At 71.0% G+C, this 26,873-nt stretch carries 24 protein-coding genes; 8 read left to right on the top strand and 16 right to left on the bottom strand.

Annotation, left to right across the window (positions count from 1 at the left end):
- Nucleotides 1-61 precede the first annotated feature (61 nt).
- Nucleotides 62-2,896 carry an NPCBM/NEW2 domain-containing protein gene (locus ACIRR9_RS12020; protein ID WP_403750244.1) on the top strand — a complete coding sequence of 945 codons (2,835 nt, stop codon included), beginning with the start codon at nt 62-64 and terminating at the stop codon, nt 2,894-2,896.
- Between the two features lie 158 nt (nt 2,897-3,054).
- Here ACIRR9_RS12020 and ACIRR9_RS12015 read toward each other — a convergent pair whose 3' ends face one another.
- A complete protein-coding gene (locus tag ACIRR9_RS12015; RefSeq protein WP_403750241.1) occupies nt 3,055-4,215 on the bottom strand; it encodes a serine hydrolase domain-containing protein in 1,161 nt (386 codons plus the stop codon).
- The gene (locus ACIRR9_RS12010) at nt 4,212-6,752 is read right to left on the bottom strand and encodes a M14 family zinc carboxypeptidase (RefSeq protein WP_403750238.1); all 2,541 of its coding nucleotides are present in this window, start codon (nt 6,750-6,752) and stop codon (nt 4,212-4,214) included. Before ACIRR9_RS12010 ends, ACIRR9_RS12015 begins: the two co-directional genes overlap by 4 nt.
- A 164-nt stretch (nt 6,753-6,916) precedes the next feature.
- Between ACIRR9_RS12010 and ACIRR9_RS12005 the strand changes: the two genes are divergently transcribed.
- Entirely contained in the window at nt 6,917-7,708 is a 792-nt protein-coding gene (locus tag ACIRR9_RS12005) for an EI24 domain-containing protein (RefSeq protein ID WP_403750235.1), read from the top strand.
- Here ACIRR9_RS12005 and ACIRR9_RS12000 read toward each other — a convergent pair.
- The gene (locus ACIRR9_RS12000) at nt 7,698-8,933 is read right to left on the bottom strand and encodes a pyroglutamyl peptidase (RefSeq protein ID WP_403750232.1); all 1,236 of its coding nucleotides are present in this window, start codon (nt 8,931-8,933) and stop codon (nt 7,698-7,700) included. The genes ACIRR9_RS12005 and ACIRR9_RS12000 overlap by 11 nt on opposite strands.
- 70 nt (nt 8,934-9,003) lie before the next feature.
- Nucleotides 9,004-9,741: a LysR substrate-binding domain-containing protein gene (locus ACIRR9_RS11995; protein WP_403750230.1), complete on the bottom strand. Its 738-nt coding sequence runs from the start codon at nt 9,739-9,741 to the stop codon at nt 9,004-9,006.
- Here ACIRR9_RS11995 and ACIRR9_RS11990 point away from each other — a divergent pair.
- Nucleotides 9,724-9,945 carry a RidA family protein gene (locus tag ACIRR9_RS11990; RefSeq protein ID WP_403750228.1) on the top strand — a complete coding sequence of 74 codons (222 nt, stop codon included), beginning with the start codon at nt 9,724-9,726 and terminating at the stop codon, nt 9,943-9,945. The genes ACIRR9_RS11995 and ACIRR9_RS11990 overlap by 18 nt on opposite strands.
- Before the next feature lie 148 nt (nt 9,946-10,093).
- On the opposite strand, the gene ACIRR9_RS11985 is transcribed toward ACIRR9_RS11990, so the two are convergent.
- Nucleotides 10,094-11,068 carry an aldose epimerase family protein gene (locus ACIRR9_RS11985; RefSeq protein ID WP_403750226.1) on the bottom strand — a complete coding sequence of 325 codons (975 nt, stop codon included), beginning with the start codon at nt 11,066-11,068 and terminating at the stop codon, nt 10,094-10,096.
- A 33-nt stretch (nt 11,069-11,101) separates the two neighbouring features.
- Complete coding sequence (locus ACIRR9_RS11980) at nt 11,102-12,001, bottom strand: SGNH/GDSL hydrolase family protein (protein WP_403750223.1); 900 nt, start codon at nt 11,999-12,001, stop codon at nt 11,102-11,104.
- A 252-nt stretch (nt 12,002-12,253) separates the two neighbouring features.
- On the opposite strand from ACIRR9_RS11980, the gene ACIRR9_RS11975 reads away from it, so the two are divergent.
- A complete protein-coding gene (locus ACIRR9_RS11975; protein ID WP_355710873.1) occupies nt 12,254-12,748 on the top strand; it encodes a DUF3145 domain-containing protein in 495 nt (164 codons plus the stop codon).
- A 226-nt stretch (nt 12,749-12,974) separates the two neighbouring features.
- On the opposite strand, the gene fabF is transcribed toward ACIRR9_RS11975, so the two are convergent.
- The 5 genes from fabF to ACIRR9_RS11950 form a co-directional block, all read right to left on the bottom strand.
- A complete protein-coding gene (fabF, locus tag ACIRR9_RS11970; protein ID WP_384557351.1) occupies nt 12,975-14,237 on the bottom strand; it encodes a beta-ketoacyl-ACP synthase II in 1,263 nt (420 codons plus the stop codon).
- Between the two features lie 104 nt (nt 14,238-14,341).
- Complete coding sequence (locus ACIRR9_RS11965) at nt 14,342-14,590, bottom strand: acyl carrier protein (RefSeq protein ID WP_046425089.1); 249 nt, start codon at nt 14,588-14,590, stop codon at nt 14,342-14,344.
- Nucleotides 14,591-14,680: 90 nt separating this feature from the next.
- Nucleotides 14,681-15,712 carry a ketoacyl-ACP synthase III gene (locus ACIRR9_RS11960; RefSeq protein WP_403750218.1) on the bottom strand — a complete coding sequence of 344 codons (1,032 nt, stop codon included), beginning with the start codon at nt 15,710-15,712 and terminating at the stop codon, nt 14,681-14,683.
- A 17-nt stretch (nt 15,713-15,729) separates the two neighbouring features.
- A complete protein-coding gene (locus tag ACIRR9_RS11955) occupies nt 15,730-16,644 on the bottom strand; it encodes an ACP S-malonyltransferase (protein WP_403750216.1) in 915 nt (304 codons plus the stop codon).
- 89 nt (nt 16,645-16,733) lie between these two features.
- Complete coding sequence (locus ACIRR9_RS11950; RefSeq protein ID WP_365336736.1) at nt 16,734-17,939, bottom strand: helix-turn-helix domain-containing protein; 1,206 nt, start codon at nt 17,937-17,939, stop codon at nt 16,734-16,736.
- Nucleotides 17,940-18,012: 73 nt separating this feature from the next.
- Here ACIRR9_RS11950 and ACIRR9_RS11945 point away from each other — a divergent pair, with 73 nt between their 5' ends.
- Entirely contained in the window at nt 18,013-18,666 is a 654-nt protein-coding gene (locus ACIRR9_RS11945; protein WP_403750539.1) for a pirin family protein, read from the top strand.
- Between the two features lie 165 nt (nt 18,667-18,831).
- Here ACIRR9_RS11945 and ACIRR9_RS11940 read toward each other — a convergent pair whose 3' ends face one another.
- Nucleotides 18,832-19,656 carry a serine hydrolase domain-containing protein gene (locus tag ACIRR9_RS11940; RefSeq protein ID WP_403750214.1) on the bottom strand — a complete coding sequence of 275 codons (825 nt, stop codon included), beginning with the start codon at nt 19,654-19,656 and terminating at the stop codon, nt 18,832-18,834.
- Between the two features lie 229 nt (nt 19,657-19,885).
- Here ACIRR9_RS11940 and ACIRR9_RS11935 point away from each other — a divergent pair, with 229 nt between their 5' ends.
- Nucleotides 19,886-21,139 carry an RNA-guided endonuclease InsQ/TnpB family protein gene (locus ACIRR9_RS11935; RefSeq protein ID WP_403750212.1) on the top strand — a complete coding sequence of 418 codons (1,254 nt, stop codon included), beginning with the start codon at nt 19,886-19,888 and terminating at the stop codon, nt 21,137-21,139.
- On the opposite strand, the gene ACIRR9_RS11930 is transcribed toward ACIRR9_RS11935, so the two are convergent.
- Nucleotides 21,122-21,607, bottom strand: coding sequence for a GNAT family N-acetyltransferase (locus tag ACIRR9_RS11930; RefSeq protein ID WP_403750210.1), 486 nt, complete (start codon nt 21,605-21,607; stop codon nt 21,122-21,124). The two genes, ACIRR9_RS11935 and ACIRR9_RS11930, sit on opposite strands and share 18 nt — an antisense overlap.
- Before the next feature lie 107 nt (nt 21,608-21,714).
- Here ACIRR9_RS11930 and ACIRR9_RS11925 point away from each other — a divergent pair, with 107 nt between their 5' ends.
- Complete coding sequence (locus tag ACIRR9_RS11925; protein WP_123977438.1) at nt 21,715-22,182, top strand: MerR family transcriptional regulator; 468 nt, start codon at nt 21,715-21,717, stop codon at nt 22,180-22,182.
- A 98-nt stretch (nt 22,183-22,280) separates the two neighbouring features.
- Here the strand turns inward: ACIRR9_RS11925 and ACIRR9_RS11920 are convergent, their stop codons facing one another.
- The 3 genes from ACIRR9_RS11920 to ACIRR9_RS11910 form a co-directional block, all read right to left on the bottom strand.
- Nucleotides 22,281-23,129 carry a DUF4429 domain-containing protein gene (locus ACIRR9_RS11920; RefSeq protein ID WP_403750207.1) on the bottom strand — a complete coding sequence of 283 codons (849 nt, stop codon included), beginning with the start codon at nt 23,127-23,129 and terminating at the stop codon, nt 22,281-22,283.
- 67 nt (nt 23,130-23,196) lie between these two features.
- The gene (locus tag ACIRR9_RS11915) at nt 23,197-24,414 is read right to left on the bottom strand and encodes an alpha/beta hydrolase (protein WP_403750204.1); all 1,218 of its coding nucleotides are present in this window, start codon (nt 24,412-24,414) and stop codon (nt 23,197-23,199) included.
- A gap of 102 nt (nt 24,415-24,516) precedes the next feature.
- On the bottom strand, nt 24,517-25,143 hold the full coding sequence (locus tag ACIRR9_RS11910; protein ID WP_365336743.1) for a TetR family transcriptional regulator: 627 nt from the start codon (nt 25,141-25,143) through the stop codon (nt 24,517-24,519).
- Nucleotides 25,144-25,209: 66 nt separating this feature from the next.
- Between ACIRR9_RS11910 and ACIRR9_RS11905 the strand changes: the two genes are divergently transcribed.
- Nucleotides 25,210-26,829 carry an MFS transporter gene (locus ACIRR9_RS11905; RefSeq protein WP_403750201.1) on the top strand — a complete coding sequence of 540 codons (1,620 nt, stop codon included), beginning with the start codon at nt 25,210-25,212 and terminating at the stop codon, nt 26,827-26,829.
- Nucleotides 26,830-26,873 lie beyond the last annotated feature (44 nt).

Raw genomic sequence — 26,873 nt, 5'->3', positions numbered from 1 at the left:
GTTCCTGTAGCCATATGCGCGGAGGTGTTCGCCTCCGCCATGTCTCAGGTCGGGAGAGCGCATGCTCCAGTCCGTCCGGTACCGCACGCTCTCCCGGGGCTTCTCCTGGAGCGTGGCGGTCGTCAGCTGCCTCGTCCTCGCGTTCTCCATGCTGACAACGTTGTCAACACGAGCCGCCGCCACGCCCGGCACCACCACCGCGATCACCGTGGACGGTTCCGGCACCGGCCGCACCTTCGACGGCATCGGCGCCATCAGCGGCGGCGGAGGCAACTCGCGGCTGCTCGTCGACTACCCCGAGCCGCAACGCAGCCGGATCCTCGACTACCTCTTCAAGCCCGGCTACGGGGCCGCCCTGCAACTGCTCAAGGTGGAGATCGGCGGCGACACCAACTCCACCGACGGATCCGAGCCCAGCATCGAGCACACGCGCGGGACCGTGCACTGCGACAGCGGCTACGAGTGGTGGCTGATGGAGCAGGCCAAGAAGCGCAACCCGGACATCAAGCTGTACGGACTGGCCTGGGGCGCCCCCGGCTGGATCGGCAACACCGGCAACTCCCCGGGCGGCGGCGACTTCTGGTCGCAGGACATGATCGACTACCTGGTCGACTGGCTCGGCTGCGCCCGGCAGCACGGCCTGGACATCGACTACCTCGGCGGCTGGAACGAACGCGGCTACGACATCGGCTGGTACGAGAAGCTGCACGCCGCGCTCGCCGCCCGGCACCTCCCGGTGCGGATCGTCGCCGCCGACTCGGGCCTGGACGTCGCCGACGACATCGCCAAAGACCCGCAGTTCGCCGACTCCGTCGACGTCGTCGGCGTCCACTACCCCTGCGAGGGCGGCGACGGCGGCACCGCGGACACCTGCTACAGCTCCGACACCGCCCAGGCCACCGGCAAGCCCCTGTGGGCCAGCGAGAACGGCTCCCTCGACGAGAACACCGGCGCCGGCGCGCTGATCCGCTCCATCACCCGCGGCTACCTCGACGGCAGGTACACGGCCTACCTCAACTGGCCCCTGCTCGCGGCGATCTACCCGAACCTGCCCTACGACACGGTCGGTCTCGCGGTCGCCAACCAGCCGTGGTCCGGGGCGTACGAACTCGGCACCAGTCTCTGGACCACCGCCCAGGTCACCCAAGTCACGCGTCCGGGCTGGAAGTTCGTGGACCAGGCGAGCGGCTACCTCGGCGGCGACCGCACCGACGGCAGCTATGTCACCCTCAAGCCCGCCGACAACTCCGCCTACAGCACGATCGTCGAGACCTCCACCGCGAGCAGCGTCCAGACCGCCGACTTCACCGTCGGCGGCGGACTGCCGACCGGCACCGTGCACATCTGGGCAACCGACCTCGCCCCGAACGGCCGTGGTTTCGTCCACACCGGCGATGTGACCCCGAGAAACGGGCACTTCTCCGTCACGCTCCAGCCCGGCCACGTCTACTCCCTGACCACCACCACCGGCCAGGGCCGGGGCACGGCCGTCAGCCCGCCCCAGGGGCACCTCGCGCTGCCGTACCGCGCCTCCTTCGACGAGCGCACCCAGGGCCGGGAGGCCAGGTACCTCTCCGACATGCAGGGTTCCTTCGAGACCGCGCCGTGCGCGGCCGGCCGGCCGGGGCGGTGCGTACGGCAGATGGCGGCGCAGCAGCCCATCGAATGGCAAGACGACAGCGACGCCTTCGCCCTGCTCGGCGACCCCGAGTGGCGGGACTACACGGTCAGTTCCGACGTGTACCTGGACCAGCCCGGCACCGTCGAACTCATCGGCAGGGCCGGCGAGCAGCAGCGCCCGCAGTCCCACCAGGCGGGCTACTTCCTCCGGGTCGCCGACACCGGTACCTGGTCCGTGGTGAAGAGCGACACCGCCGGCCGGCTCACCACCCTCGCCGACGGCACCACCAGGGCGCTGGGCACCCACCGCTGGCACACCCTGGGCCTGAGCTTCAGCGGTACCACCATCACCGCGAGCGTGGACGGCCGCCGTATCGGCGCGGTGGACGACTCCGCTTACCCGGCAGGGCAGGTGGGCCTCGGCGTGGTCGGCTACCAGACCGACGAGTTCGACAACCTGAGCATCACGCCCGTACGGCATCCCGCCGCACCCCCGGCCACGCTCACCGCCGACCTGCCCGCGACGGTCCGGCGCGGCGCGTCGGCGACCCTCACCACGACCTTCGCCCTCCCGGCGTCCGGTGGAGCAGTCACCGGACTCACCCTGACGCCCGGCACCCCGACGAACTGGAGAGCCACCCCCACCACCCCCGTGACCTTCACGAAGGTCACCCCCGGTCACTCGGTCACCGCGAGCTGGACCGTCACCGCGCCCACGGCCACCGACACCCCGGTGACCAACGCGTTCCTGCCGCTTGCCAGGTACGACCGCGACGGCGTGCGGCACTGGACGTACGGCAGCGCGAGCACGCAGGTGCCGATCCCGGCGCCCACCGGAAGCCCGTACCTGAGCGATCTGTCGTTCGTCTCCGCCGCCAACGGGTGGGGGCCGGTCGAACGCGACACGTCCAACGGGGAGCAGGCGGCGGGGGACGGGCGGCCGATGGCTCTTCGCGGCATCCCGTTCGCCAAGGGGCTCGGCGTGCACGCCGACAGTGATGTGGCCTTCTATCTCGGCGGCAACTGCAGCCGGTTCACGGCCACGGTCGGCATCGACGACGAGGTCGCGCCGTACGGGTCGGTCGTCTTCTCCCTGGTCGGGGACGGCCGTACGGTGGCGACGACGCCGGTGCAGACGGGAGAGTCGGCGGGGGTGGCGCTGGACGTCGATGTGACCGGTGTGCAGGAGCTGCATCTCGTCGTCGGGGACGCTGGGGACGGGAACGCGCATGACCATGCGGACTGGGGTGGGGCGAGGGTTGTCTGCGGTGAGTAGGCCGCGTTGTGGTGCGGCCTACTCGTCTGCCGGGTGCGGTTCAGTGCCGGGTGCGGGTGCGGGTGCGGGTGCGGGTGCGGGTGGTCGGTGGTTGCTCGCGCAGTTCCTCCCCCAGCCTTCGGCCGGGGGTACCCCCAGCGCCCCTAGGTGGGTTGCGCTCAGCGCGTTGTGAGTACCGCCTTGTGCACGGCCATCGCCAAGCCGTCGTTCTCCGGGGCCGCACCGCCCGGGAACGCGAAGCGGCGGCGGGTGTAGCCGTAGGCGATGCCGCTGCGCGGGTCCGCGAACGCCTGTGAGCCCGCCGCGCCGCTGTGGCCGATCGTGCCCGCGCCCAGGAACGGGTGTGCGATGTCCGCCGTCGTCTGGAAACCCAGGCCGAACGATTTGTGGATCCTGGCCACCAGGTCGTAGCCCACCGAGTGGAACTGGCCGAACTCCGCCACGGTGTCCTCCTTCAGCAGCGGGGCCTTGCCGTCGATCTCGCTGAGCAGCGCCGCGTACATCCCGGCCAGGCCGCGCGCCGACGCCACCCCGCCGAACGACGCCGGGCCCTTGGCGCGGACCAGCGGGTCGTTGGGCAGCGACGCCAGGACGGTCGGCTCGGCCGTGTGCTCGTTGAAGGCGATCGCGGCGAGCGTGTGCGGGCCGGACGGCACGGCGTCGAGGAGCGCCTGCTCCTCGGGCGTCGGGAGCATCGGCAGGGTGGTGCGGAAGCGCGGCTCGTGCATCGCCGGCAGGCCCAGGAAGAAGTCCAGGCCGTACGGCGCCCGGACCCGCTCCTCGTACACGTCCTGGAGCGTACGGCCGGTCGCGCGCCGGACCACCTCGCCGGTGAGCGCGCCGATGACGAGAGCGTGGTACCCGAAGGCCGTGCCCGGGCGCCAGAACGGCCGCTGGTCGGCGAGACGTTCGGCCATCGCCCGGTCGTCCGCCAGTTCCTGTGCGCTGAACCCGGTGTCGGTGCCGATCAGACCCGCCCGGTGGGCGATCAGTTCCCGCAGGGTCAGCGCGCCCTTGCTCTCGGCGGCGAACTCCGGCCAGTAGTAGGTGACTTTACGGTCCAGCTCCAGCGTGCCGTCCTGCACCAGCATCGCCACGACCAGGTGCGCCGCCCCCTTGGTGGACGAGAACACACCGTAGAGCGACTCCCCGTCGGCACCCTCGCCCGCCCACAGGTCGACGACTCGCCGGCCGTGGACGTACGCGCACAACTGCCCCTCGTAGTCGGCCGGTTCGCGGGCGACGAAGGCGGCGAACTCCTCGCGCACCGCTTCGAAGCCCTCCGCGACCGTGCCCTGGACGGTGATCTCCTGCGTCATCCGCTCTCCTCAACCGAGCCGCCGCGAGCAGCTCCCACTGTGAACAACGCCCTACCCACCTGGGCGAACTCCCCCTTCGGATGATCCCGGAAGAGGGGCTCGGTGCCGAACAGCACGGCCTGCGGGCCGCTCACCACCGAGGCCTGTCCCGCCGCCGCGCCCGGCCCACCCGAGCCGTCGGACAGCGCCCGCCAGTGTCCCGACAGCAGCGGGTTCCCGGGCGCGTAGGTCTGCTCCACGCGTACTCCGGGGCCGAGGTCGGTGAACCACACCGGCGCATACACGAAACCGTAGTCGGGGGCACCGGCCGTGACCGGTCCCCAATTCACAACCCGCACCACGCCGTTGGCGTCCGCGCTACCCTGCACGGCCCGCACGGAGAGCCGTCCCAGCGCCGCCCCGGCCGTACCGCGGCCGACCAGGCCGTGAGCGGAGAGGAAGCCGTCGAGGGCGGCCCGGGCGGTCGCGGTCAACGCCGTACGGTCCAGTCCGGCGGACACGAACAGCACATCCGTCCGCGACCAGTCGAAGCCCGCGTTCAGGACCTCCGTGGAGACCGGTGTGACGGCGAAGCCCATCTCCCGCAGCGCGAACAGCTCACCCGGGGTGACGGCGGCGGCGATGTGGAGGGGGCGCCGGAGGGCGGGCCCCGAGGCGGCGTCCGACGCCTCGAAGGCCACGTCGTAGGTACGGGCCGCCTGTGCCGCCCGCGGCCGCGCCGAGGCCGGGAGGACCGCGGCGGCTCCCGTCAGGTGTGCCGGTACGCCCTGTGCCAGAAGGGAGTTGAGAGCCGCGAGCGCTCTCGGGTCGTCCAGGCGCAGGCGCAGGTCACCGCGCGTAGCAACGGACCCGACGGCCGCCGCCGCGCGCACCCGCCGGACCGGCAGCCCGGACAGGGACCCCGTGGGCACCGCCTCCACCCGGGCGCCCCACAGCCGTCCCAGACTCCAGCCCGAGATGTCGTACATCACCGAGACCTTGTCGCTGATGTCCCGGCCGTCGGCGAGCAGTGCGTTGGCCAGCCCCCGCTCGGGCTGGTGCATGTCGACGACGTACGAGCCCTTCGGGTACGACCGCCCGCCGAGCCGGAAGGCGGTGCCCGCGCGGCCCACCCGGACGCCGTTGGCGAGGAGGTGGTCCACCAGGCGGGCGGTGGCGGTGCCGGTCGGGCCGGCGGGCAGGACATAGGCGCGCGGGAACGTGGTCGTGTACACGTCCTCCGGGCCGATGCCCGGCACCCCGGGGACGGTCTGCGCCGACACCGGCACCTGTGCGGCCCCTGCCGCGCCGCGTCGGAACACCTCGATCTGGTCGGCGAGGAGGGAAGCGCGGTGCTGCTGCGCGTAGGTGAGCGCCGCGTTTATGGCGGCGCCGGCGACGGCCACGTTGATCGCGGAACGGCGGCGGAGCTCCGTGACCGGGAGGGTGTCGTACGCCGCGTTGTTCACCGTCATGGGGATCTCGACGGTGTGGGCGGCGACCGTGCCGTGGAAGGCCGCGTACTGCGGGGTGAAGACCGGCGGCCAGTCGTCCCAGCCCTCCGGCTGGTCCCGGAACGGGATCTGGACGGGCTGCACACCGTCCTTCGCCGGGGTGTGGCCGAGGCCGTTGACGGCGGACTCCATGCCGAGGGCGTCGGCGTAGGTGTTCTTGAGGAACAGGTCGTACTCGTAGTTCTCGCCGTGCGGCGGAGTGGCCGGTTCGATCAGCGTGCCGTTGACGTAACCGTGCAGGTCCAGCATGACGGCCGGCTGCTTGTCGATCTCGATCTGCCGCATCGCCCGGACCTCGGGCTGGGAGGCGGTGACGAAGTCCCGGTTGAGGTCGAAGCCGTTGGCGTTGGCACGGGTGCCGGCGACACGGCCGTCCGGATTGGCGGTGATGTCGAAGTACAGGCGGCTGTGGGCCAGCAACTCACGGGTCCTGGCGTCGTTCGCGGTGGCGAGCCGCTCGATGAGCTTCAGGGAGGCGTCGGTGCCCTCCCACTCGTCGCCGTGGATGTTGGCGTTGAAGAAGACCGGGGTCTTGTAGGCGGCCTTCAGCGAAACGTCCTCGGCGGCCCGCGTCGGCGCGTTCTCGATCCGGTCGCGCATCCGTTCCTGCGCCCGGGTCTGCGCGGGTGTCTCCGGAGCGGTGACCGTGACCAGGAACAGTCGGTGCCCGCCGGCCGAGCGGCCCGCGATCTCGACGCTCACCCGGTCGCCGAGCCGCTGCAGCGCGTTCAGCTTCGGCGCGATGCCGTGGTACGGGGTCAGGCCCAGCCTGATCGACCGGTCGGCGGGGTCCACCGGGTCGGGGGCCAGGACCTGCTGCCGGGGATAGCCGCGGCCGGCGTCCGCGAGGTCGGGGACCGGGGCGGCGAGCGCGGTGCGGGCGGCGGCGGCCGGGGTCCGGGCCGCCCCGGTGTCACGGCCGTGGCCCTCCCGGACGACCGGGGCGGGCTCGGCACCGGCGGCCGTGCCGGTGACCAGGGCGGTGAGGGCGAGGGCGGCGAACAGAACGGGTCTCGGGGGAACGACTGTCGCGGTGGGGCGCACGCGTACCTCCTCTGCTGGTTCCTGAGATCGGTACGGCGAGATGTACCTGTTCGACTCAACAGGCACGACGAGGTCTTGGTGTCACCGTTGCCCCGGATGGCCGACGCCCCCCTCGTACATACGCCCACTCAGCCCCTTCCCCGACCCCCGGTAAAGTTTTCGCCATGCGTGATCTCGGGGCGGGTTTCGGATATCTCCTCAAGGGCCAGCGATGGGTCGGCCGGCACGGCAGGCAGTACGGCATCGGTCTGCTGCCCGGCCTGATAACCCTCGTCCTCTACGCCGCGGCCCTCGTCTGTCTGGCGATATGGGGAGCGGACTTCGTCGCCTGGGCCACCCCGTTCGCCGACGACTGGTCCAGCCCCTGGCTCGGCCTCTTCCGCGGCTTCCTGACCGCCGTGCTGTTCGCCCTCGGCCTCCTCGGCGCCGTCCTCACCTTCACCGCCGTGACCCTGCTGATCGGCCAGCCGTTCTACGAGAACCTCTCCGAGAAGGTCGACGCCGACGTCTCGCCCGACGGCACCGCGCCCCGGTCGGGGCTGCCGTTCTGGCGCGAGCTGTGGATCTCCGCCCGCGACAGCCTGCGTATCCTGGTCCGCGCCGGGCTCTGGGGCGTCCTGCTCTTCGCCCTGGGCTTCCTGCCGTTCGTCGGCCAGACCGTCGTACCGGTCGTCGGCTTCTTCGTGACCGGCTTCTTCCTCACCGAGGAACTCGCCGCCGTCGCCCTCCAGCGCCGGGGCGTCGACCTGCGCGCCCGGCTCACCCTGCTGCGCTCCCGCAAGACCCTGGTGTGGGGCTTCGGCACCCCGCTGGGCCTGGCCTTCCTGGTCCCGTTCGTCGCGGTGTTCCTGATGCCGGGCGCGGTCGCGGGCGCCACCCTCCTCGCCCGCGACCTGCTGGGCGAGGAGACGGCGGCGGAGGACGAGCAGGACGCGGACCAGCCGGTCACTTCCTGAAGCTCGCGTCCGCGGCCACGGTCACGATCGCCCGCACCTGGTCGATGATGTCCACCCGGTTCTGCACGAACTCCGGGTCGGTCACCTCGGTGGTGTTCCCGGCGCCGAACTCCAGCACCGGCGTGTGCACATGCCCGCCCGGGAGCGTGTCGTGCAGCCCGAGCCGGTCCCGCAGCAGGGTCGCCCGGTAGGCGATCTCGTTGGAGAGGTAGTTCCCGCCGCCCCCGGCACGCGCCGTCGACCCGGCGGTCGGCCCGTCCGCCCGTACGACGGGATCGGTGCCTCCCGCGGGGATCTCGGTCACCTCGGTGTGGTCGTACACCGGGAAACGCCCCGTGCTCGCCGCCACGATCGCCGCGTAGGGGAGTGTCGTGGTCGTCCACTGCGGCTGCGAGGCCGGGTCGGCGACCGGGACGGTCTCGGTGCTGCTCACGTTCTCGTTGTCCGGATAGCCGCCCCGCCAGGCCCCGTTGGTCCGCTCCACGTCGAACCGCCCGACCCGCCCCTGGCTCACGGTCGCGAACAGGTCCACCTTCGGCAGATACGGCCGCAGGGTCCGCTCCACGGTTCCCTGCGCGAAGTCGTCCCACCGCACGGGGAAGACGGCCGTCTCGACCCGGGCCGGACCCTCGTCGGTCCGTATGACCGTCCCGTCCAGCGCGAGCGCGGACGCCCCGGAGGGATTGGAGATCCGGATGTCCCGGTCGAGCGTGAACGGATCGAACCCGGTGACGAGGATGCGCCTCATGTGCCCGCCGGGATAGCGGATGTCCGTCTGCCCCCGCGAGGTCCGCTCCAACGCGTCCAGCAGCCGCGTCCGTTGCTCGGCGCTGAGCGCGAACCCCGGTTCCCAGGTGCGCACTTCCCGGGTCATCCCCAGCCGCGCCCAGTACAGCGGCCGGTCGTCGTCCCGGCTCAGATCACCCCCGGCCGGCCCGCGCCCCTGCGCCCGGTCCACCGCCCGCCGCCACAGCGCCGAGCCCTCCCGTACGACGATCCGCCGGGCCTGCGCATAGGAGTGCGCACTCGTGAGCGCCTCGGCGAACTCCGGTGCCACGGAGTCGAATCCGGACCGCCGAAGGATCTCCTGCGGCACCGCCCTGTCCAGCCGCTGCTCCTCGACGGTGGGGGCGGGGACGGTCGTCGCCTGCGCCGCGGTGGGGGCCAACGCCCCGGCCAGCAGGGCGATTCCGAGAACGCCGATCCGAACACGTAGGGAAGTCACGGGAGTTGGCCCTCCGTCGCAGTGGGGTGCGTGGTGCCGGACGGCCGCAGTATCGCCTGCCGGAACTGGTCTACGCCATGGCGCCCCCGGATGCCCCGTGCGGGACGCGGGCGGCCGCCTCGCGCAGTGCCCCGAGGAAGGACTCCGTGGCCGGCGTCAGGGACCGGCCGCGGGCCGTGGCCGCGTGCACGGCCCGGGCCGGGGCGCCCTCGTCGAGCACCGGCAGCAGGGCGACGTCCCGGCGCACGGACTCGGCGGCCAGCGCCGGGACCAGGGTCACGCCGAGGCCCGCGGCGACGTACCCCAGCTTGGCGGTCCACTCGGCGACGACATGGGTCACGCGCGGGCGGAAACCCTGCCGCAGGGCCGCGTCCAGGAGGGTGCCCTCGGGACGGGAGCTGCCGGAGATCCAGTCGGCGTCGGCGAACCGGGCGAGCCGGACCGGGTCCGTGGCGTCCGCGAGGGGGTGGCCGGCGGGGACGGCGACATACAGCGACTCGTCGAGGAGATGGTGGAGGTCGTACGGCTCCAGCGGGGCACCGCCCGTCGTCGAGACGACCGCGAGGTCCAGGTGACCGGCGGCCGGCCGGTCCAGGAGACCGGGTGTGAGCCCCTCCTCGCGGGACAGCCGCACCCCGGGGTGCCGGGCGTGGAACGCGGCCAGGGCGTGCGGCACCAGCGCCGCCTCGGCCGTGGGGAACGCCCCGAACCGCAGTCGGCCGCCCGCCATCTCGCGCAGCGCGGTCAGTTCGCGGGCGGCGCCGTGCAGTGCCTCGGTGACGGCCCCGGCGTGCTGCTCCGCGCACACGGGGCGACGCCGGCCGACATCATCGACATCCGGACGTATCTGACCGACATCTCCCGGCCGGCCGAATACGGCGCCGTGCGCCGGGAGTACCTCACGGGCACACCACCGACGAGCACGACCTTCGAGGTGCCGCGGCTGTTCCGCGCCGAGGCCCAGATCGAGATCGAGGTGGTCGCGGCGGTGACCGGCCGAGGGTCTTTGTGAAGGGTTCGTACGAAATCGCTGTGGGACGCTCGATCACCGTCCGTCCGCGCACAGCCACGACTAAGGTCGGGTGCGGGACACGTCCCCCTTGAGCAGCCCCGGTCCGAGACCTGACCCTTGGACCGGGGCTTGCGGTTTTTTCGTTGCCTCAGTCCCGCACGCCGAAGCCGTACACCGTCTGCGAGCGGTAGACCGCGCCCGGCTCCAGCCGTGTGCTCGGGAACTCCGGCCGGTTGGGGGAGTCCGGGAAGTGCTGGGTCTCCAGGGCGATGCCGTCGCCGGGGGCGAACGGGGCCGTCAGGTGCTCGGCCGTGTAGAGCTGGACGCCGGGTTCGGTGGTGGCCACGGTGAGGGTTCGGCCGGAGCCCGGGTCGTGCAGCTCGGCGATCTCGACCGGCGTGTCCGTGACGCCCTTGTCGAGGACGAGGTTGTGGTCGTAGCCGGAGCCGGTCTTACGGGCCGTACGGAAGTCGAAACGGGTGCCGGAGACGTCCGCCAGGACCCCGGTCGGGATCAGGCCGCCGTCGACGGGGGTGTAGCGGGAAGCGGCGATCCGCAGCTCATGACCGCCCGCGTTGCCGGAGCCCGCGAGGTTGAAGTAGCTGTGGTTGGTGAGGTTCACCACGGTCGGCGCGTCGGTGACCGCCTCGTAGGAGATGTGCAGCGCGCCCGAGGAGTCCAAGGCGTACGTCACGGCCACCTCCAGCCGCCCCGGGAAGCCCTCCTCCCCGTGCGGGCTCACCCTGGAGAGCCGCACCCCGTGCTCGACACCCGTCACGTCCCACACCCGCTTGTCGAAGCCCCGGGAGCCGCCGTGCAGGGAGTTGGGCGCGTTGTTCGGCTCCAGGGCGTAGGTCACACCGTCCAGCGGGAAGCGCGCCTCGGCGATCCGGTTGGCGTACCGGCCGACCAGGGCGCCGAGGAACGGGCCCGGGTTCTCCAGGTAGCCGTCCAGGCTCGCGAACCCCAGCACCACGTCCGCCGTCCGCCCGTCCCGGTCCGGGACCTCGACCGACTGCACGATCCCGCCGTACGACAGGACCCGCACCCGGGTCCCCGCGCGCTTCAGCGTCCAGCGGTGCACCTCGGTGCCGTCGGAAAGTGTGCCGAAAAGTTCGCTCATGTGGGAAACCCTAGGTCACGGCCCCCGGAATCCCTAGGTGACCGGATCCTTCGCGGTGATGGTCCGGTAGGCGATCGCCGCGAGCCTCGACTGGCCGTCGGTGCTCGGATGGAACCAGTCCCAGTGGCTCAACTGATCCGTGCCGAAGCGGTACTCGTACACCGCCCCGCCGTCGAAGCGGCACCGCCGGTCCTTGGCGCAGACCGCCTTCAGCACCTTGTTGTAGTCCTCGACCCGCTGCTGCACCCGGTCCCTGCGCAGGGTCGCCGCGCTGGTCAGATTGTCCGCGTCGCCCAGCATCGACGGGCAGATGCCCAGCTTCCAGATCTGCTTGCCCAGCGGATTGGTCCGCCCCTCGGACCAGAGCCGCTTCAGATTCGGCACGCTCGCCACGTACACCTGCGTCTTCGGCAGCGCCTTGCGCAGTGTGTCCATCGCGTCCTCGAACTGGGCGCGGAATTCCGCCACCGAGGTCATCGCCCGCACCGACGAACGGCAGGCGTCGTTGGCCCCCGCCATCACCGTCACCAACTGCGGCCTGCGGACGGCCGCGTCGGCCATCTGCCCGGGCAGGTCGGCCATCCGGGCGCCGGTCTCCGCGTAGTTCCAGCTGTGGTCGGCCGCCTTCGCCCGCCCCAGCAGCCGTACCGCCAGGCTGTCCACCTGGTCGCTGGTGCCGGTCGCCCAGGACACCTCCGGGCAGTCCGAGAGCACCGTGCAGGCGTCGAAGCCGCGCGTGATGGAGTCACCGACGGCCGCGATCGAGGCCGGGCTGCGGTTCCACACCTGCACGGCCCTGGAAGCCCGCGTCCGGCCGGCGTCGGGCCCGGACGGGGAACCGCCGATGACATCGCACCCGGCCACCCCCAGCACGGCGGTGACGGCGACGGCACCGACCAGGGCACGCGAACGCCGGCGTCGCTGCTTGCGCATACCCCGTCGGTCCTCTCCGTCGGTTCGATCGTCCCCCGTAATGACAACGCACGGGAGTTCCCACCCCGCGCACTGCAACGGACCACCCCGTACAAGCGTCCCCCTGGGTGAATGGCAGGGGTTTCCTGGCTGTGGGACCGACGGTACGTCACACTCCTTGCGCCGCCGCACGGTAGCCTCGCCATCAACGCGGCCGTCGTGCCACTGCCGCCAGCCAGCCAGCAAGATGTCCCGCTCTGCCCGGAGGTTCCGGTGACGACACGTGGAGTTCTGTACGTGCACTCCGCGCCGCGCGCGCTGTGCCCGCACGTCGAGTGGGCCGTCGCCGGGGTGCTCGGCACGCGCGTCAACCTCGACTGGATCCGGCAGCCGGCGGCCCCCGGCACCTGGCGCTCCGAGTTCTCCTGGCAGGGCGAGGTCGGCACGGCCTCCAAGCTGGCGTCGGCCCTGCGCGGCTGGCACCTGCTCCGCTTCGAGGTCACCGCGGAACCCTGCGCGAAGGCCGAGGGCGAGCGCTACAGCTGCACCCCCGAACTCGGCATCTTCCACGCGGTCACCGGAATCCACGGCGACATCCTGATCCCGGAGGACCGTCTGAGGGCCGCCATGACCCGCTCACAGCGCGGCGAGACGGACCTGGAGGCCGAGATCGCCAAGCTCCTCGGCAAGCCCTGGGACGACGAACTGGAGCCCTTCCGCTACGCGGGAGAAGGCGCGCCGGTGAGGTGGCTCCACCAGGTGGTCTGACGCCGGAGGCCGTCCACGGCGCCGTCGTGGCCGGCCGCGCAGTTCCTCCCCCAGCCTTCGGCCGGGGGTACCCCAGCGCCCCTGAAGGGGCCTTCGCCCCTGGTCTTTCAGGGGCGCGGGGAACTGCGCGACCAGCCCCCACCGGGCCGTCGGCCGACAACGGAACGCGCTGTGGCCCGGACTCCAACCAACGGAGTCCGGGCCACAGGCGTTAAGCCGGCGTTTCTCAGATCGTCCTGAACGCCAGCACCACGTTGTGCCCGCCGAAGCCGAACGAGTCGTTCAGCACGGCGATCTGTCCCTCGGGCAGCTGCCGGGCCTCACCCCGCACCACGTCCGCGTTGACCTCGGGGTCGAGGTCGTCCAGGTTGATGGTCGGCGGAGCCGTCCGGTTCACCAGCGCCAGGATCGACGCGACGGTCTCGATACCACCGGCACCGCCCAGCAGGTGACCGGTCATCGACTTGGTCGCCGAGATGGCCATGTGGTCGACGTCGTCGCCGAACACCTTGCGCAGCGCCTTGATCTCGGCCACATCACCCTGCGGCGTCGACGTGGCGTGCGCGTTGACGTGCACGATCTCGGCCGGCTTCAGATCCGTGTTGTCGAGCAGGTTCTGCAGCGCCTGCGCGATGCCGTTGCCCGAGGGCTCCGGCTGCGTGATGTGGTGCGCGTCGGCCGAGATGCCCTGACCGACCGCCTCGACGTAGATCCGGGCCCCGCGCGCCTTCGCGTGCTCCTCGGACTCCAGGACGATCACGCCCGCGCCCTCACCGAGGACGAAGCCGTCACGGCCGGAGTCGTAGGGACGCGACGCGCCCTGGGGGTCGTCGTTGTTCTTGGACATCGCCATCATGTTGCCGAACGCGACGATGGGCAGCGGGTGGATCGCCGCCTCGGTGCCGCCGGCCACGACCACGTCCGCACGCCCGGTGCGGATCATCTCGATGGCGTACCCGATGGCCTCGGCGCCGGAGGCGCAGGCCGACACGGGGGTGTGCACACCGGCCCGCGCACCCAGCTCGATACCGACGTTGGCGGCCGGCGAGTTGGGCATCAGCATCGGCACGGTGTGCGGGGAGACACGGCGTACGCCCTTCTCCTTGAGCACGTCGTACTGGTCCAGCAGGGTCGTCACACCGCCGATGCCGGAGGCGATGACGGCGCCGACCCGGTCGGGGTTGGCGGACGCGTCCTCGCCGGCCTTGGCGGTGAAGCCGGCGTCCTTCCAGGCCTCCTGAGCGGCGATCAGCGCGAACTGCGCGGACCGGTCCAGCTTGCGGGCCTGCGGGCGGGGGATGATCTCGCTCGGTTCGACGGCGATCTGCGCCGCGATACGGACGGGCAGCTCGGCCGCCCAGTCCTGCTCCAGGGGGCGGACGCCGGACTTACCGGCGAGCAGGGCCTCCCAGAACGAAGCTGCGTCGCCACCCAGCGGTGTGGTTGCGCCGATACCGGTGACGACCACGGTGCGATTGGTCGGGCTCATCGGGAATTCTTTCTCCAACGGATACGGGATTCGACGGCGCCACCGCCGGGTGGCGGGGCAGTGCGGCCGGAGGCTCGGTTAACGCCTCAGGCCTGTGTGATGCCTCAGGCCTGGTGCTTGAGGATGTAGTCGGTCGCGTCGCCGACGGTCTTGAGGTTCTTGACGTCCTCGTCCGGGATCTTGACGTCGAAGCGCTCTTCGGCGGCGACGACGACCTCGACCATGGACAGCGAGTCGACGTCCAGGTCGTCGGTGAAGGACTTGTCCAGCTGGACGTCCTCAACCGGGATGCCGGCGATCTCGTTCACGATCTCGGCGAGACCTTCGACGATCTCTTCCTGAGTGGCGGCCATGTCAGGCGCTCCTTCTTAGATGTTCCAGACGGTTGCTGCGGTACTGCTGTCGGCGTTCCCGCACCGGACGCATGATCCGGCACGGAGTGCCTAGGGGAGGGTAACGACAGTGGCGGCGTAGACGAGACCCGCCCCGAACCCGATGACGAGCGCGGTGTCGCCGCTCTTCGCCTCGCCGGTCGCCAGGAGCCGCTCCATCGCGAGCGGGATCGAGGCGGCCGAGGTGTTGCCGGTGGTGCGGACGTCACGGGCGACCGTGACGTGCTCCGGCAGCTTGAGAGTCTTCACCATCGAGTCGATGATCCGCACATTGGCCTGGTGCGGGATGAAGACGTCCAGGTCGTCCGCGCTGATCCCGGCCGCTTCCAGCGCTTGCTGGGCGACCTTCGCCATCTCGAACACGGCCCAGCGGAACACCGCCTGGCCCTCCTGCGTGATCGCGGGGAACTTGACGTTGCCCTCGCTGTCGACCGGCAGCCCGGACCGGTCACCGAAGTGCAACTGGTCCCACGGAACGGTCTGCTTGATGGTCTCGGACTTGTCGCCCTCCGACCCCCACACCGTCGGGCCGATCGCCGGCTCCTTCGAGGGGCCGACCACGACCGCGCCCGCGCCGTCGCCGAACAGGAAGGCGGTGGCCCGGTCCTCCAGGTCGGTGAGGTCGCTGAGCCGCTCCACGCCGATCACGAGCACGTACTCGGCGGAACCCTCCACCACCATGCCCTTGGCGAGCGTCAGGCCGTAGCCGAAGCCCGCGCAGCCGGCGGAGATGTCGAAGGCGGCCGCCTTGTCCGTGCCCAGCTTGTCGGCGATCTCGGTCGCCACGGCCGGGGTCTGGCTGAAGTGCGAGACGGTCGAGACGACCACGGCGCCGATCTGCTCGGCGGAGATGCCCGCGTCCGCGATCGCCTTGCCGGCGGCCTCGATCGACATCGCGGCGACCGTCTCCTCGGGGCCCGCCCAGTGCCGGGTCTCGATGCCGGAGCGCGAGCGGATCCACTCGTCGGACGAGTCGATCTTCTCGAGGATCACCTCGTTCGGCACCACACGGGTCGGGCGGTAGCCGCCGACACCGAGGATGCGCGCGTACGGGGCACCCTTGCTGGGCTTGATCTTCGACATCGCTGTGGGCTCCTAGGTCAGGCGCTGTGCTCGGCGATGAGCTCGCGGGCCGCGTCGAGGTCGTCGGGGGTCTTCAGGGCCAGCGTCTTCACGCCGGGCAGAGCACGCTTGGCCAGGCCGGTCAGGGTGCCGCCGGGGCACACCTCCAGGAGGGCGGTGACGCCGAGCTCCTGGAAGGTCTCCATGCACAGGTCCCAGCGGACCGGGTTGGCGACCTGGCCGACCAGACGCTCCACGATCTCGTCGCCGGTGGCGACGGCCCGCCCGTCCTTGTTGGAGACGTAGCTGACCTTCGGGTCGGCCGGCACGAGCTCCTTGGCGGCCTCGGCCAGCTTGTCGACCGCGGGGCGCATGTGGTGCGTGTGGAAGGCGCCCGCGACCTTGAGGGCGACGACCTTGCGGACACCCTCGGGCTTGTCCTCGTTCAGCGCGGCGAGCTGCTCCAGGGTGCCGGCCGCGACGATCTGGCCGGCGCCGTTGATGTTCGCCGGGGTCAGACCGAGCTTCTCCAGGTGCGCGATCGAGACCGCCGGGTCGCCGCCGAGCAGCGCCGACATCCCGGTCTCGGTGATCGCGGCGGCCTCGGCCATCGCCAGACCGCGCTTGCGTACGAGCCGCACCGCGTCGGTGTCATCGAGGACGCCCGCGAAGGCGGCGGCGGTGAACTCACCCACGCTGTGACCGGCGACCGCGCCGGGCACGATGTCACCGAGTGCCGCGGCGGACACGAGTCCGGCGGCGACGAGCAGCGGCTGCGCGATCGCGGTGTCCCGGATCTCGTCCGCGTCCGCGTTCGTGCCGTAGTGCACCAGGTCGAGCCGGATGGCGTCCGACCAGGAACGCAGACGGTCCTCGACACCGGGGAGGTCGAGCCAGGGGGTCAGGAAGCCAGGCGTCTGGGCGCCCTGGCCGGGAGCGACGAGTACGAGCACTCTCACACTCTCTCTTGGGGACGGCCACGGCCGCCCGTGGGGACAGGGACGAAGAACACGAAGGGGTTTTGTGGACCCCCGACAAAATCCTATGGCTGGAGATCTCCATCGACCAGACGCCCCAGGATCAGCGCGATCCGCAGTGTGAAGGCGGATCGTACATCGGAGGGCGACCAGCCGGTGACGTCAGTCACACGTCGAAGCCGGTAGCGGACGGTGTTCGGGTGGACGAAGAGCATTCGGGCGGCGCCCTCCAGGCTGCTCGCCTGTTCCAGATAGACGCTCAGTGTTTCCAGCAGCGCCGAGCCCGCTTCCTCCAGTGGTCTGTAGATCTCCTCCACCAACTGCTCGCGCGCACTCGGATCGCCCGCGATCGCGCGTTCCGGAAGCAGATCGTCCGCCAGCACCGGCCGCGGCGCGTCCTGCCAGGCGGAACAGGCCTTGAGCCCCGCGGCGGCGGCCTGGGCGGACCGGGTGGCGGCCAGCAGGTCCGGTACGACAGGCCCCGCGACGACCGGTCCGGCGGCATAAGGCCCGATCAGCGACTTGGCGACGGCCAGCGGATTGTCGTTGCCGCCCGCGATGACGACGAGCCGGTCCCCGAGCACCCCGGTCAGCACCTGCAGCTTGGCATGCCGGGCGGCGCGCCGGATGGCCTCGACGGTCAGCTCGCTGTCCCCGTCGGGCGCGGTGCCGAGCACCACACACACGTTGTCGGGCGAGTTCCACCCCAGAGCCGCGGCCCGGCTGACCGCACCCTCGTCGGCCTCCCCGCTCAGCACCGCGTTGACGACCAGCGACTCCAGCCGCGCGTCCCAGGCACCCCGTGCCTCGGCGGCCTGGGCGTACACCTGGGCGGTGGCGAAGGCGATCTCACGGGCGTAGACGAGCAGCGCCTCCCGCAGCACACGCTCGTCGCCGGGGGCCGCCACCTCGTCGATGGCGCTCTCCATGACCTCGATGGTGGTCCGCACCATCTCGACGGTCTGCCGCAGGGTGATCGCCCGGGTCAGCTCCCGCGGCGCGGTCCCGAACACGTCCGTCGAGATCGCCTGCGGGGCGTCCGGGTGCCGGAACCACTCGGTGAAGGCCGCGATACCCGCCTGGGCGACGAGCCCGATCCAGGAGCGGTTCTCCGGAGGCATGGCCCGGTACCACGACAGGGTCTCGTCCATGCGTGCGATGGCCTGGGCGGCGAGACTGCCGGACGACTTCTCCAGCCGCTTCAGGGTCGCGGAGTGCGGATGGACCACATGAGCCGAGGGATCGGACTGGCGCGTTACGGGTTCGGGCACGTGGACAAGACTGCCTTATCCGGACGGGAGCCTGCGCCGCCGGGTGCCGACTGCGGTCTACCGTGGTCCCGTGATGGACGTCAGGCGCGCGGCGGAGCGCTACCCCGGAGGGGACCCGGCGACCGGGATCGAGTCCCGGCACGCCTTCTCCTTCGGCCCGCACTACGACCCCGACAACCTGCGCTTCGGCGCGGTCATCGCGTGCAACGAGGAGCGGCTGGCACCCGGCGCCGGTTTCGACGAGCACCCGCACAGCCACACCGAGATCGTGACGTGGGTGGTCGAGGGCGAGCTCACCCACCGGGACTCCGAGGGCAACGAGACGGTGGTCCGCCACGGCGACGTCCAGCGGCTCAGCTCGGCGGGGGGCGTCCGCCACGTCGAGCGCAACGACGGGGCGGAGCCGCTGACCTTCGTCCAGATGTGGCTGGCACCGGTCCGCCCCGGCGGCGAACCGTCGTACGAGATCGTCCGCGGCATCGCGGACTCGACGCCGTACGCGGTCCCGGAGGCGGGCGCGATGCTGCACGTCCGCCGGCTGGGGGCGGGGGAGCGGACGGCGGTGCCGGACGGGGCGCATGTGTATGTGCTCGTGGTACGGGGTGAGGTGCGGTTGGGGGGAGAGGCGTTGGGGCCCGGTGATTCAGCGCGGGTCGCTGACGCGGAGGGCCTGGAGGCGGAGGGGCTGACGCCGGCGGAAGTGCTGGTGTGGGAGATGGCGGGGTAGCCGCGGGCCGTCGTTCGGCTGCGGGCCGGTGGGGGCTGGTCGCGCAGTTCCTCCCCCAGCCTTCGGCCGGGGGTACCCCCAGCGCCCCTGAAGGGGCGCTGTACTCACGCCTCCTGCAGCGGCACCCTGTCGGCGCCGGTAAGTGCCCCCCCGCCACAGCTCACCTCAGCCGCGCGACTCCGCCAGCACCGCGTCCGTGAACGCCGGCCAGACCTCGACCGCCCAGGGGCCGAACGCCCGGTCCGTCAGGGCGACGGACGCCAGCCCCGCATCCGGGTCCACCCACAGGAACGTGCCCGACTGCCCGAAGTGGCCGAACGTCCGAGGCGAGGACGAAGCACCCGTCCAGTGCGGCGACTTGGAGTCCCGGATCTCGAAGCCCAGCCCCCAGTCGTTGGGGTTCTGGTGGCCGTAGCCCGGCAACACGCCCTTCGTCCCGGGGTACTGGACGGTCAGCGTCGCCTCCGCCACCGTCCGCGGGTCCAGCAGCCTCGGCGCCTGGAGTTCCGCGGCGAAGCGGAGCAGGTCGGAGACCGAGGACACGCCGTCCTTCGCCGGGGAGCCTTCGAGGGACGTCGACGTCATGCCCAGGGGCTCCAGCACCGCCTGCCGCAGATACTCGGCGAAGGGGATCTCCGTCGCCTTGGCGACATGGTCCCCGAGTACCTCGAACCCGGCGTTGGAGTACAGCCGCCGTTCGCCGGGCGGCGCCGTCACCCGGTGTTCGTCGAAGGCCAGCCCCGAGGTGTGCGCGAGCAGATGCCGTACCGTCGCCCCTTCCGGCCCCGCCGGCTCGTCGAGGTCGATCGCCCCCTCCTCGTACGCGACGAGCACCGCGTACGCCGCGAGCGGCTTGGTGACGGAGGCCAGCGGGAAGCGGTGACCGGTCGGGCCGTGGGCGCCCAGGACGGTCCCGTCGGCCCGCACGGCACCCGCCGCGGCGGTGGGCGCCGGCCAGTTGTCGATCAGGGCGAGGCTCTGCGAGGACATGCTTACGACCCTAAGCGCTTCAGCAGGCTCTTGCGAGAGACACCGGGGCTTCAGCCTTCGGAGGAATCGCATGCTCTTGGTCGCGGTGCGGAGCGCCGCGGTGTCGCTCGTGCCCGCTCGGCCGTGAAGCGGCCAGGTGCTGCGTCCACGCGGTGGCGGGTTCACTCGGTCGGGTGACACATGGGGAACGTGCGGTGGGCAGTCGTACACGTGTGTAGGTTCGGTGATCGTGAAGCTGGTGATGCAGGTCAAATTGCTGCCGACGCCCGTGCAGGCGGCGGCGCTGGAGGCGACCCTGCGCGCTTGCAACGAAGCGGCGACGTGGGTCAGCGGTGTGGCGTTCGAGAAGGATGTGAAGACCAACTTCGCGCTGCGCGAGCACACCTACGGTGAGATCAAGGCGCGGTGGGGGTTGGGGGCGCAGGCTGCCCAGCACGTCATCAAGAAGACCTGCGACGCGTACGCCACGCTGAGGGCCAGTCTGCGGGCTGGGAATCTGGGCAGGCCGGGCTCGAAGCGCCACCGCAGGGTGGTGGAGAAGCCGGTTGCCTTCCGTCCGGAGGGTGCGCAGCCCTATGACGACCGGATGCTGTCCTGGCAGATGGACCGGCGCCGGATCTCGGTCTGGACGACTGCCGGGCGGATGAAGGATGTGGCGTTTACTGCCTCTCCTGAACAGTTGGCCACGCTGGCTCTATATCGCAGGGGCGAGTCGGACCTGGTGTCGCGGGACGGTATGTGGTTCCTGAACGCCACCTGTGAGGTTCCCGAAGCCGCACTGAACACGGATACGGTGGATTTCCTCGGTATCGACCTGGGCATCGTCAACATCGCCACCACGTCCGACGGCGAGATCATGGCCGGACGCGAGCTCAACCGTATCCGCACTCGGGAACGCGCGCTCCGTGCCAAGCTGCAGAAGAGGAACACCCCGTCCGCCAGGCGTCGGCTGAAGAAGCGGCGGCGCAAGGAGGCGCGGCGGGCGAAGGACATCAACCACAAGATCGCGAAGCATGTGGTGGCCGAGGCAGAACGCACCGGTCGCGGGATCGCCCTGGAAGACCTGACGGGCATCCGTGACCGGGTACGGCTGAGGAAGCCCCAACGGGCCACCCATTCCAGCTGGGCCTTCGCCCAGCTGGGGCAGTTCATCGCGTACAAGGCCCGCAAGGCGGGAGTGCCGGTGGTGTACGTCGATCCGGCGTACACCTCCCGCACCTGTGCCGAATGCGGGCACATTGACAGGGCGAACCGGGTCTCGCAGGCCTGGTTCGCGTGCCGGTCCTGCGGATTCGTTGATCACGCGGACCGGAACGGCTCCCGCAACATCCGGGCCAGAGCACGGGAGTTGTGGCGACGCGGGGCGCAGTCAACCGCCCCAGAACCACCTCCCGAACCGGGACGTGGGACAGGACGCAGACGCAGCACCATAGCCAGTGGTGCCCGTTGTGCAAGCCCGGGACTTTCAGTTCCGGGTCGTTGACAGCGGCAGGATCATCGTGGGGTCCGGCTTGTGGACGAAGCCGAGCGCGGCGTAGAGCGGCTCGGCCTCGGCCGACGCGGTCAGCATGACCTGGCCCGCGCCCCGCTCCCGGAACCAGGCCAGCAGTTCCTCCATGCACGCGCGCGCGTACCCGCGGCGGCGCGCGTCCGGGTCGGTGGCCACGCTGAAGACGTACCCGGCACGCCCGTGCGGACTGCTCGCCTTGCCGATCCGGTAGTCGACCGTCCCGACGACCAGCGCCCCCAGCGTCCCCGGCCGGTCGGGATGGTCCACGACGAACGCGGCGAAGTCGCCGTCCGTCTCGGCCAGCCTCTCGGTGAGCCCCGGCAGCGCCTGGTCGTGCCATCCGGTGGAGGCGTCCCCGCCGGGGAGCGCGTCGATCATGACCTGGCGCAGCCGCAGCACTTCCGGCGCGTCCTCGGGAATGGCCCGGCGTACGAGACTCATGCCGTGCACGCTAGTCACGGCCGCTCCCTCGCGTCGCGCGCATTTATTACCGGGTAATACCGGGTTCCACTTGCTTCGAGTGCACTCGAAGGTCATAGCGTTGGTCCATGACGGTGATGCAGTCCACGACCGCGGCCCCCATCGAGCAGCAGAGCCCCGCTCCCGCCGACATCTGCTCCGCCCCACCCCGGCGGCACCCGCGTCCCGAGGGGCAGGACCGCTACACGATCAGCGAGGTCGTCGCCTTCACCGGCCTGACCGCGCACACCCTGCGCTGGTACGAGCGGATCGGCCTGATGTCCCACATCGACCGCTCCCACACCGGCCAGCGCCGTTACACCAACCGCGACCTGGACTGGCTGGACTTCGTGACCAAGCTCCGCCTGACCGGCATGCCGGTGGCGGACATGGTGCGCTACGCGGAACTGGTGAGAGAGGGCGAGACGACCTACCCCGAGCGCCGCGAGCTTTTGGAGCAGACCCGCAGGGACGTCGTGTCGAGAATCGCAGAGCTGCACGACACGCTGTCGGTACTGGACCGCAAGATCAGTTTCTACGAAACCGGCGGCAACTGAGGCGCGCCCCTTCAGGGGCGCTGGGGGTACCCCCGGCCGAAGGCTGGGGGAGGAACTGCGCGACCAGCCCCCACGCACCCGCACCCGACAACGCACCCTCACAGCTCGGCCAACAACTCCGCCTTCTTCGCGGCGAACTCCTCATCGGTGACCAGCCCCGCTTGATGCAGCTCTCCCAGATGGCGAATCCGCTCGGCGATGTCCGCGGGGTCACGGCGCCCAGCAGACGCCGGCAGCGCGGCCGACCCCTTCGCCCGCACCGCATGGAGCACCGCCGCCGCGAACGGCAGCGACTCGTGCACGGGCCCGTACCCCAGCCCGAACACCACCGTCGCCGGATCCTGGTCCGGCTGCGTCGGCTGCGCCCCCGCGAGGTCCCGCCGCAGCAGTCGTAGATGCCCCTCGAAGACCTCCGGCGACCGCCATTCCACACCCCCGAGGTCGGCGACCGCGAAGCTCTGGTCGCCGGCCTTCCACTTCGCCGTGGACGCGCCCGTCCACGACCACCGGAAGTGCACGGCCTTGCCGTCGAAGCTCGCCTTCCCGTCGTACGCCTTGAACTGCCGGGGCGTCTCGGGCGCGGCCACCAGAAACCTTTCGGCCGGGCCGGACTCGGCGAGCAGCGGCCGCAGTTCGTCGGCGTAGTACTCCGCGAGGGTCGCCCGCTCGGCCGGCAGGACGAGGCGGTAGGGGTCGCTGCCGTCCTTCAACTGCCCGGCCGCCGCCGCCATCAGCGGATCCGCGCCGGCGCGTGGCTCGACGCGGAGTATCACCGTGCCCCGTTTCCCCGTGGTGAGCGTCACACCCTCCAGCGCGGCCAACGGCACCCGGCGCTCACCCAGGGCCTGGAGCAGCTTGGGTGTTCGAATCCCCCGTTCGTAACGGATGAGCACGGAGTCGGACTCGAACTCCCAGGCGGCATGAAATCCGGCCAGTACGTCACCCATGCGGCTCATCGTATGCGGCACGTGCTTCCCAGTCCCATCCCCGCGCGTACCGCACTTCCTGCTGTCTCTACGCGCGTCCGGCCGTCGACGTGCCGGACAAACCCGCCCGGCACCCGTCATCGTCATGGGCGCACGTCACCGCGCCGTACTCGCCGACTCCGATGTCGGCGAGGTTGCGCAGGCTGTCCGTGCCCGGCTCGAAGTAGCCGGCGTGTCCCAGTGCGTCCTGCGCCGACAGCACCCGGGCCCCGAAGGAGGAGGAGACGGGATCGGCGCCGTGGCCGAGTCCGCCGAGCTCCAGATAGGGGACGTCCTGGATCCAGTCGGTGGCGTCCCGCATCGCCCACACCCGCGCCGAGGTGCCCAGGTCAGCGGCCTTCTCGACCCGCATTCCGGGGCTCGCGGCCACCGCTATGTCCGCCACCCGCGCCGGCATGCCGCGCGCGGCGACCCCGCAGAGCACCGAGCCGTAGCTGTGGCAGAACATCGACACCGGCGCCTCGCCGGGCAGGGCGCGCAGCAGCGCGTTCAGGCGTACGGCACCGAGCTCGGCGGCCGTGCCCGTCGCCGCGTCCACGCCGAGCCCGCTGGGCGCGGTGTAGTCGGCCCAGGCGATCACCGCCGTACGGGTCCCGGGGCTCGCGGTGTGCTCCGCCTTGTACAGCGCCCTGGCCATGCCGACCGGCGCGGTGTACTGGCGGTTCGTCTTCTGGAAGGTCAGCAGATCGGTGTCGACGCCGGGGACGATCACGGAGATCCGCCGGGCCCCGGTGAGATCGCCGAAGACCTCGGCGACCCGGCCGTCACCGTCCGGGTCGAAGGAGAGGATCTGCCGGCCCTTCGTCATCAGCGCCTCGTAGCGGTGCATACGGCGGCCCGCGTCCTGCTGCCCGGCCGCGGTGAGCCGCGGGTCGTGCATGCGCTTCTTCTCGATCCTGCGCTGCTGTTCGAGGGCGATGTGGTTGGCGCGGTAACGCAGTTCGACCGGGGCGCCGTTCATGTTGCCGACCGCCAGCGGGTAGCGGTGGGCGAGCCGGTCGCGGTCCTGCGGGGTGAGCGACACGAAGAAGCGGGTGAGCAGCGCGGGCGACGCCTGCGGGTCGGGCAGCTGGAGACCGTGCACGCTGCCGTGCTCCCACTTGGTGAGGGAGGCCTGCAGGGCGGTGGTCTCGCGGTGGGTGCGCAGGGCGGTCCAGCCGGTGGTCGCGAGCATCACGAACACCACGGCCAGCGCGAGCAGTGCGCGCCAGACGTTGAGTGGCGGGGAGGCGTCGAAGGAAGTCACTGGGAGGACACACTAGGAGAACGGGAGGGTCTCGCGGTAACCGAGTGAGGGTTATCACGTTTCGGCAAACGTGAGGCTCATCTCAGGCCCGTCCGAACGGCCTCAGCGCTCCCGCCAGTTCCCGGTGAGCGCCGGCTCCACCTTGTCCAGGTACGCCACGGTGAGTTCACGGATCGCCTCGACGCTGAAGTCGTCGCCGACCGACCACTGCCGCTCGGTCACCCGGATCACCGCGCCGAACACCGCGACCAGGAGCCGGGGCCGGGGGTCGGTGTCCGGGTCGACGCCCTCCCGCTCGGCGACGATCCGCGTGATCTCCTCCTCCGTCTCGGACTGGCGGCGCAGATGGGCCGCGTGCAGGGCCGGGGTGGCCTCGATCATCTTGTAGGCGCGCATGTGCAGTTCGACCGGGACGTACCGCTCGATGGCCTGCTCGATGGAGTCGAAGCTGGCCAGGACCGCCCCGCGCAGCGCGTCCAGCGGCGCCTCCTCGGGCGGGCGCCGGCGCAGTGCCTCCACGTAGTACGCCTCGGTGAGCCGGGGCACGAAGAAGGCCACCTCCTCCTTGCTGGCGAAGTAGCGGAAGAAGGTGCGCTGCGAGACGTCGACGGACTCGGCGATCTCGTCGACGGTGGTGTGCTCGTAGCCCTGGGCCACGAAGAGTTCGAGCGCGGACCGCAGCAGCGCGTCCCGGGTGCGCTGCTTCTTGCGTTCGCGCAACGTTTCCATGCCTGACAGTTACTGACTAGTGAATTTGTTTGTCAACTGTCAGAGGCTGTCACTAGCCTCGAACGCATGACTAGTCAGACCACGATCGACACGGCGGGGTCGGGGGACAAGGCCCCGGTGGCCCCCTCGGGCCGGCCGCCGGCCTCCGGCCTGCGCGGCCATCCCTGGTTCACCCTGATAACCGTCGCCGTCGGGGTCATGATGGTGGCCCTCGACGGCACCATCGTGGCGATCGCCAACCCGGCGATCCAGAAGGACCTCGGCGCCACCTTCGCCCAGGTGCAGTGGATCACCAACGGCTACTTCCTCGCCCTCGCGGTCTCCCTGATCACCGCGGGCAAGCTCGGCGACCGCTTCGGCCACCGGCAGACTTTCCTGATCGGTGTCGTCGGCTTCGCCGCCGCGTCCGGGGCCATCGGCCTGTCCGGCAGCATCGGCGCGGTGGTCACCTTCCGCGTCTTCCAGGGCCTGTTCGGCGCGCTGCTGATGCCGGCCGCGCTCGGCCTGCTGCGGGCCACCTTCCCGGCCGAGAAGCTCAACATGGCGATCGGTATCTGGGGCATGGTCATCGGCGCGTCCACCGCGGGCGGCCCGATCCTCGGCGGTGTGCTGGTGCAGCACGTCAGCTGGCAGTCGGTGTTCTTCATCAACGTGCCGGTCGGCCTGATCGCCCTCGTCCTCGGTGTGGTGATGCTGCTCGACCACCGTGCGGAGAACGCCCCGCGCTCCTTCGACCTGCTCGGTATCGCCCTGCTCTCCGGCGCGATGTTCTGTCTGGTCTGGGCGCTCATCAAGGCGCCGAGCTGGGGCTGGGGCGACGGCAAGACATGGGCGTTCATCGCCGCGTCCGTGCTCGGCTTCGCGCTCTTCTCCTTCTGGGAGACGAAGGTCAAGGAGCCGCTGATCCCGCTCGGCCTGTTCCGCTCCGTCCCGCTGTCGGCCGGTGTGGTCCTGATGGTCCTGATGGCCATCGCCTTCATGGGCGGCCTGTTCTTCGTGACCTTCTATTTGCAGAATGTGCATGGGATGGACCCGGTCGACGCGGGTCTGCACCTGCTGCCCCTCACCGGCATGATGATCGTCGGCTCGCCGCTGGCCGGCGCCGCGATCACCAAGCTCGGCCCGCGCATCCCGCTGGCCGGCGGTATGGCGGCCACCGCGATCGCCATGTACGGCATGTCCACGCTCAAGGCGTACACCGGCAGCGGGATCATGGCCGTCTGGTTCGCCCTGCTCGGCCTCGGCCTCGCACCCGTCATGGTCGGCGCCACCGAGGTCATCGTCGGCAACGCGCCGATGGAGCTCTCCGGTGTGGCCGGCGGTCTCCAGCAGGCCGCGATGCAGATCGGCGGCAGCCTCGGTACGGCCGTGCTGGGCGCCGTGATGGCCTCCAAGGTCGACAACGACCTGCCGGGCAACTGGGCCGACGCGGGGCTGCCGAAGCTGACCTCGGCGCAGCTGGCGCAGGCGTCCGAGGCGGTCCAGGTCGGTGTGGCGCCGGTCGCGAAGGGCACGCCCGCGGAGATCGCCGCGAAGATCACCGGCGTGGCGCACGACACCTTCATCTCCGGCATGAGCCTCGCGTCGCTGGTCGCGGCGGGCGTGGCGGCGGTCGCGATCCTGGTCGCGCTGCTCACCAAGCGCGGCGAGAACGCGGACGGCGGCGCCGGTGTGGGCCATATCTGACGCTGATCAGGGCGGAGTTCACCTATCTGGGTGACTCCGCTAAA

Source organism: Streptomyces sp. NPDC101234 (genome assembly GCF_044767525.1).
GTDB lineage: Bacteria > Actinomycetota > Actinomycetes > Streptomycetales > Streptomycetaceae > Streptomyces > Streptomyces sasae.
The sequence above is the reverse complement of the archived record's forward strand: the minus strand, read 5'-3'. Positions and strand labels throughout refer to the sequence as shown.

Excerpts from the sequence above, each read along its gene's own strand:
- ACIRR9_RS11940 (WP_403750214.1), bottom strand. The coding sequence starts at position 19,656 with ATGTCCTCGCAGAGCCTCGCCCTGATCGACAACTGGCCGGCGCCCACC.
- ACIRR9_RS12015 (WP_403750241.1), bottom strand. The coding sequence starts at position 4,215 with ATGACGCAGGAGATCACCGTCCAGGGCACGGTCGCGGAGGGCTTCGAA.
- ACIRR9_RS11960 (WP_403750218.1), bottom strand. The coding sequence starts at position 15,712 with ATGTCGAAGATCAAGCCCAGCAAGGGTGCCCCGTACGCGCGCATCCTC.
- ACIRR9_RS12020 (WP_403750244.1), top strand. The coding sequence starts at position 62 with ATGCTCCAGTCCGTCCGGTACCGCACGCTCTCCCGGGGCTTCTCCTGG.
- fabF (WP_384557351.1), bottom strand. The coding sequence starts at position 14,237 with ATGAGCCCGACCAATCGCACCGTGGTCGTCACCGGTATCGGCGCAACC.
- ACIRR9_RS12005 (WP_403750235.1), top strand. The coding sequence starts at position 6,917 with ATGCGTGATCTCGGGGCGGGTTTCGGATATCTCCTCAAGGGCCAGCGA.
- ACIRR9_RS11910 (WP_365336743.1), bottom strand. The coding sequence starts at position 25,143 with ATGGAAACGTTGCGCGAACGCAAGAAGCAGCGCACCCGGGACGCGCTG.
- ACIRR9_RS11985 (WP_403750226.1), bottom strand. The coding sequence starts at position 11,068 with ATGAGCGAACTTTTCGGCACACTTTCCGACGGCACCGAGGTGCACCGC.
- ACIRR9_RS11965 (WP_046425089.1), bottom strand. The coding sequence starts at position 14,590 with ATGGCCGCCACTCAGGAAGAGATCGTCGAAGGTCTCGCCGAGATCGTG.
- ACIRR9_RS11920 (WP_403750207.1), bottom strand. The coding sequence starts at position 23,129 with ATGGGTGACGTACTGGCCGGATTTCATGCCGCCTGGGAGTTCGAGTCC.
- ACIRR9_RS11925 (WP_123977438.1), top strand. The coding sequence starts at position 21,715 with ATGACGGTGATGCAGTCCACGACCGCGGCCCCCATCGAGCAGCAGAGC.
- ACIRR9_RS11905 (WP_403750201.1), top strand. The coding sequence starts at position 25,210 with ATGACTAGTCAGACCACGATCGACACGGCGGGGTCGGGGGACAAGGCC.
- ACIRR9_RS11930 (WP_403750210.1), bottom strand. The coding sequence starts at position 21,607 with ATGAGTCTCGTACGCCGGGCCATTCCCGAGGACGCGCCGGAAGTGCTG.
- ACIRR9_RS11980 (WP_403750223.1), bottom strand. The coding sequence starts at position 12,001 with ATGCGCAAGCAGCGACGCCGGCGTTCGCGTGCCCTGGTCGGTGCCGTC.
- ACIRR9_RS11945 (WP_403750539.1), top strand. The coding sequence starts at position 18,013 with ATGGACGTCAGGCGCGCGGCGGAGCGCTACCCCGGAGGGGACCCGGCG.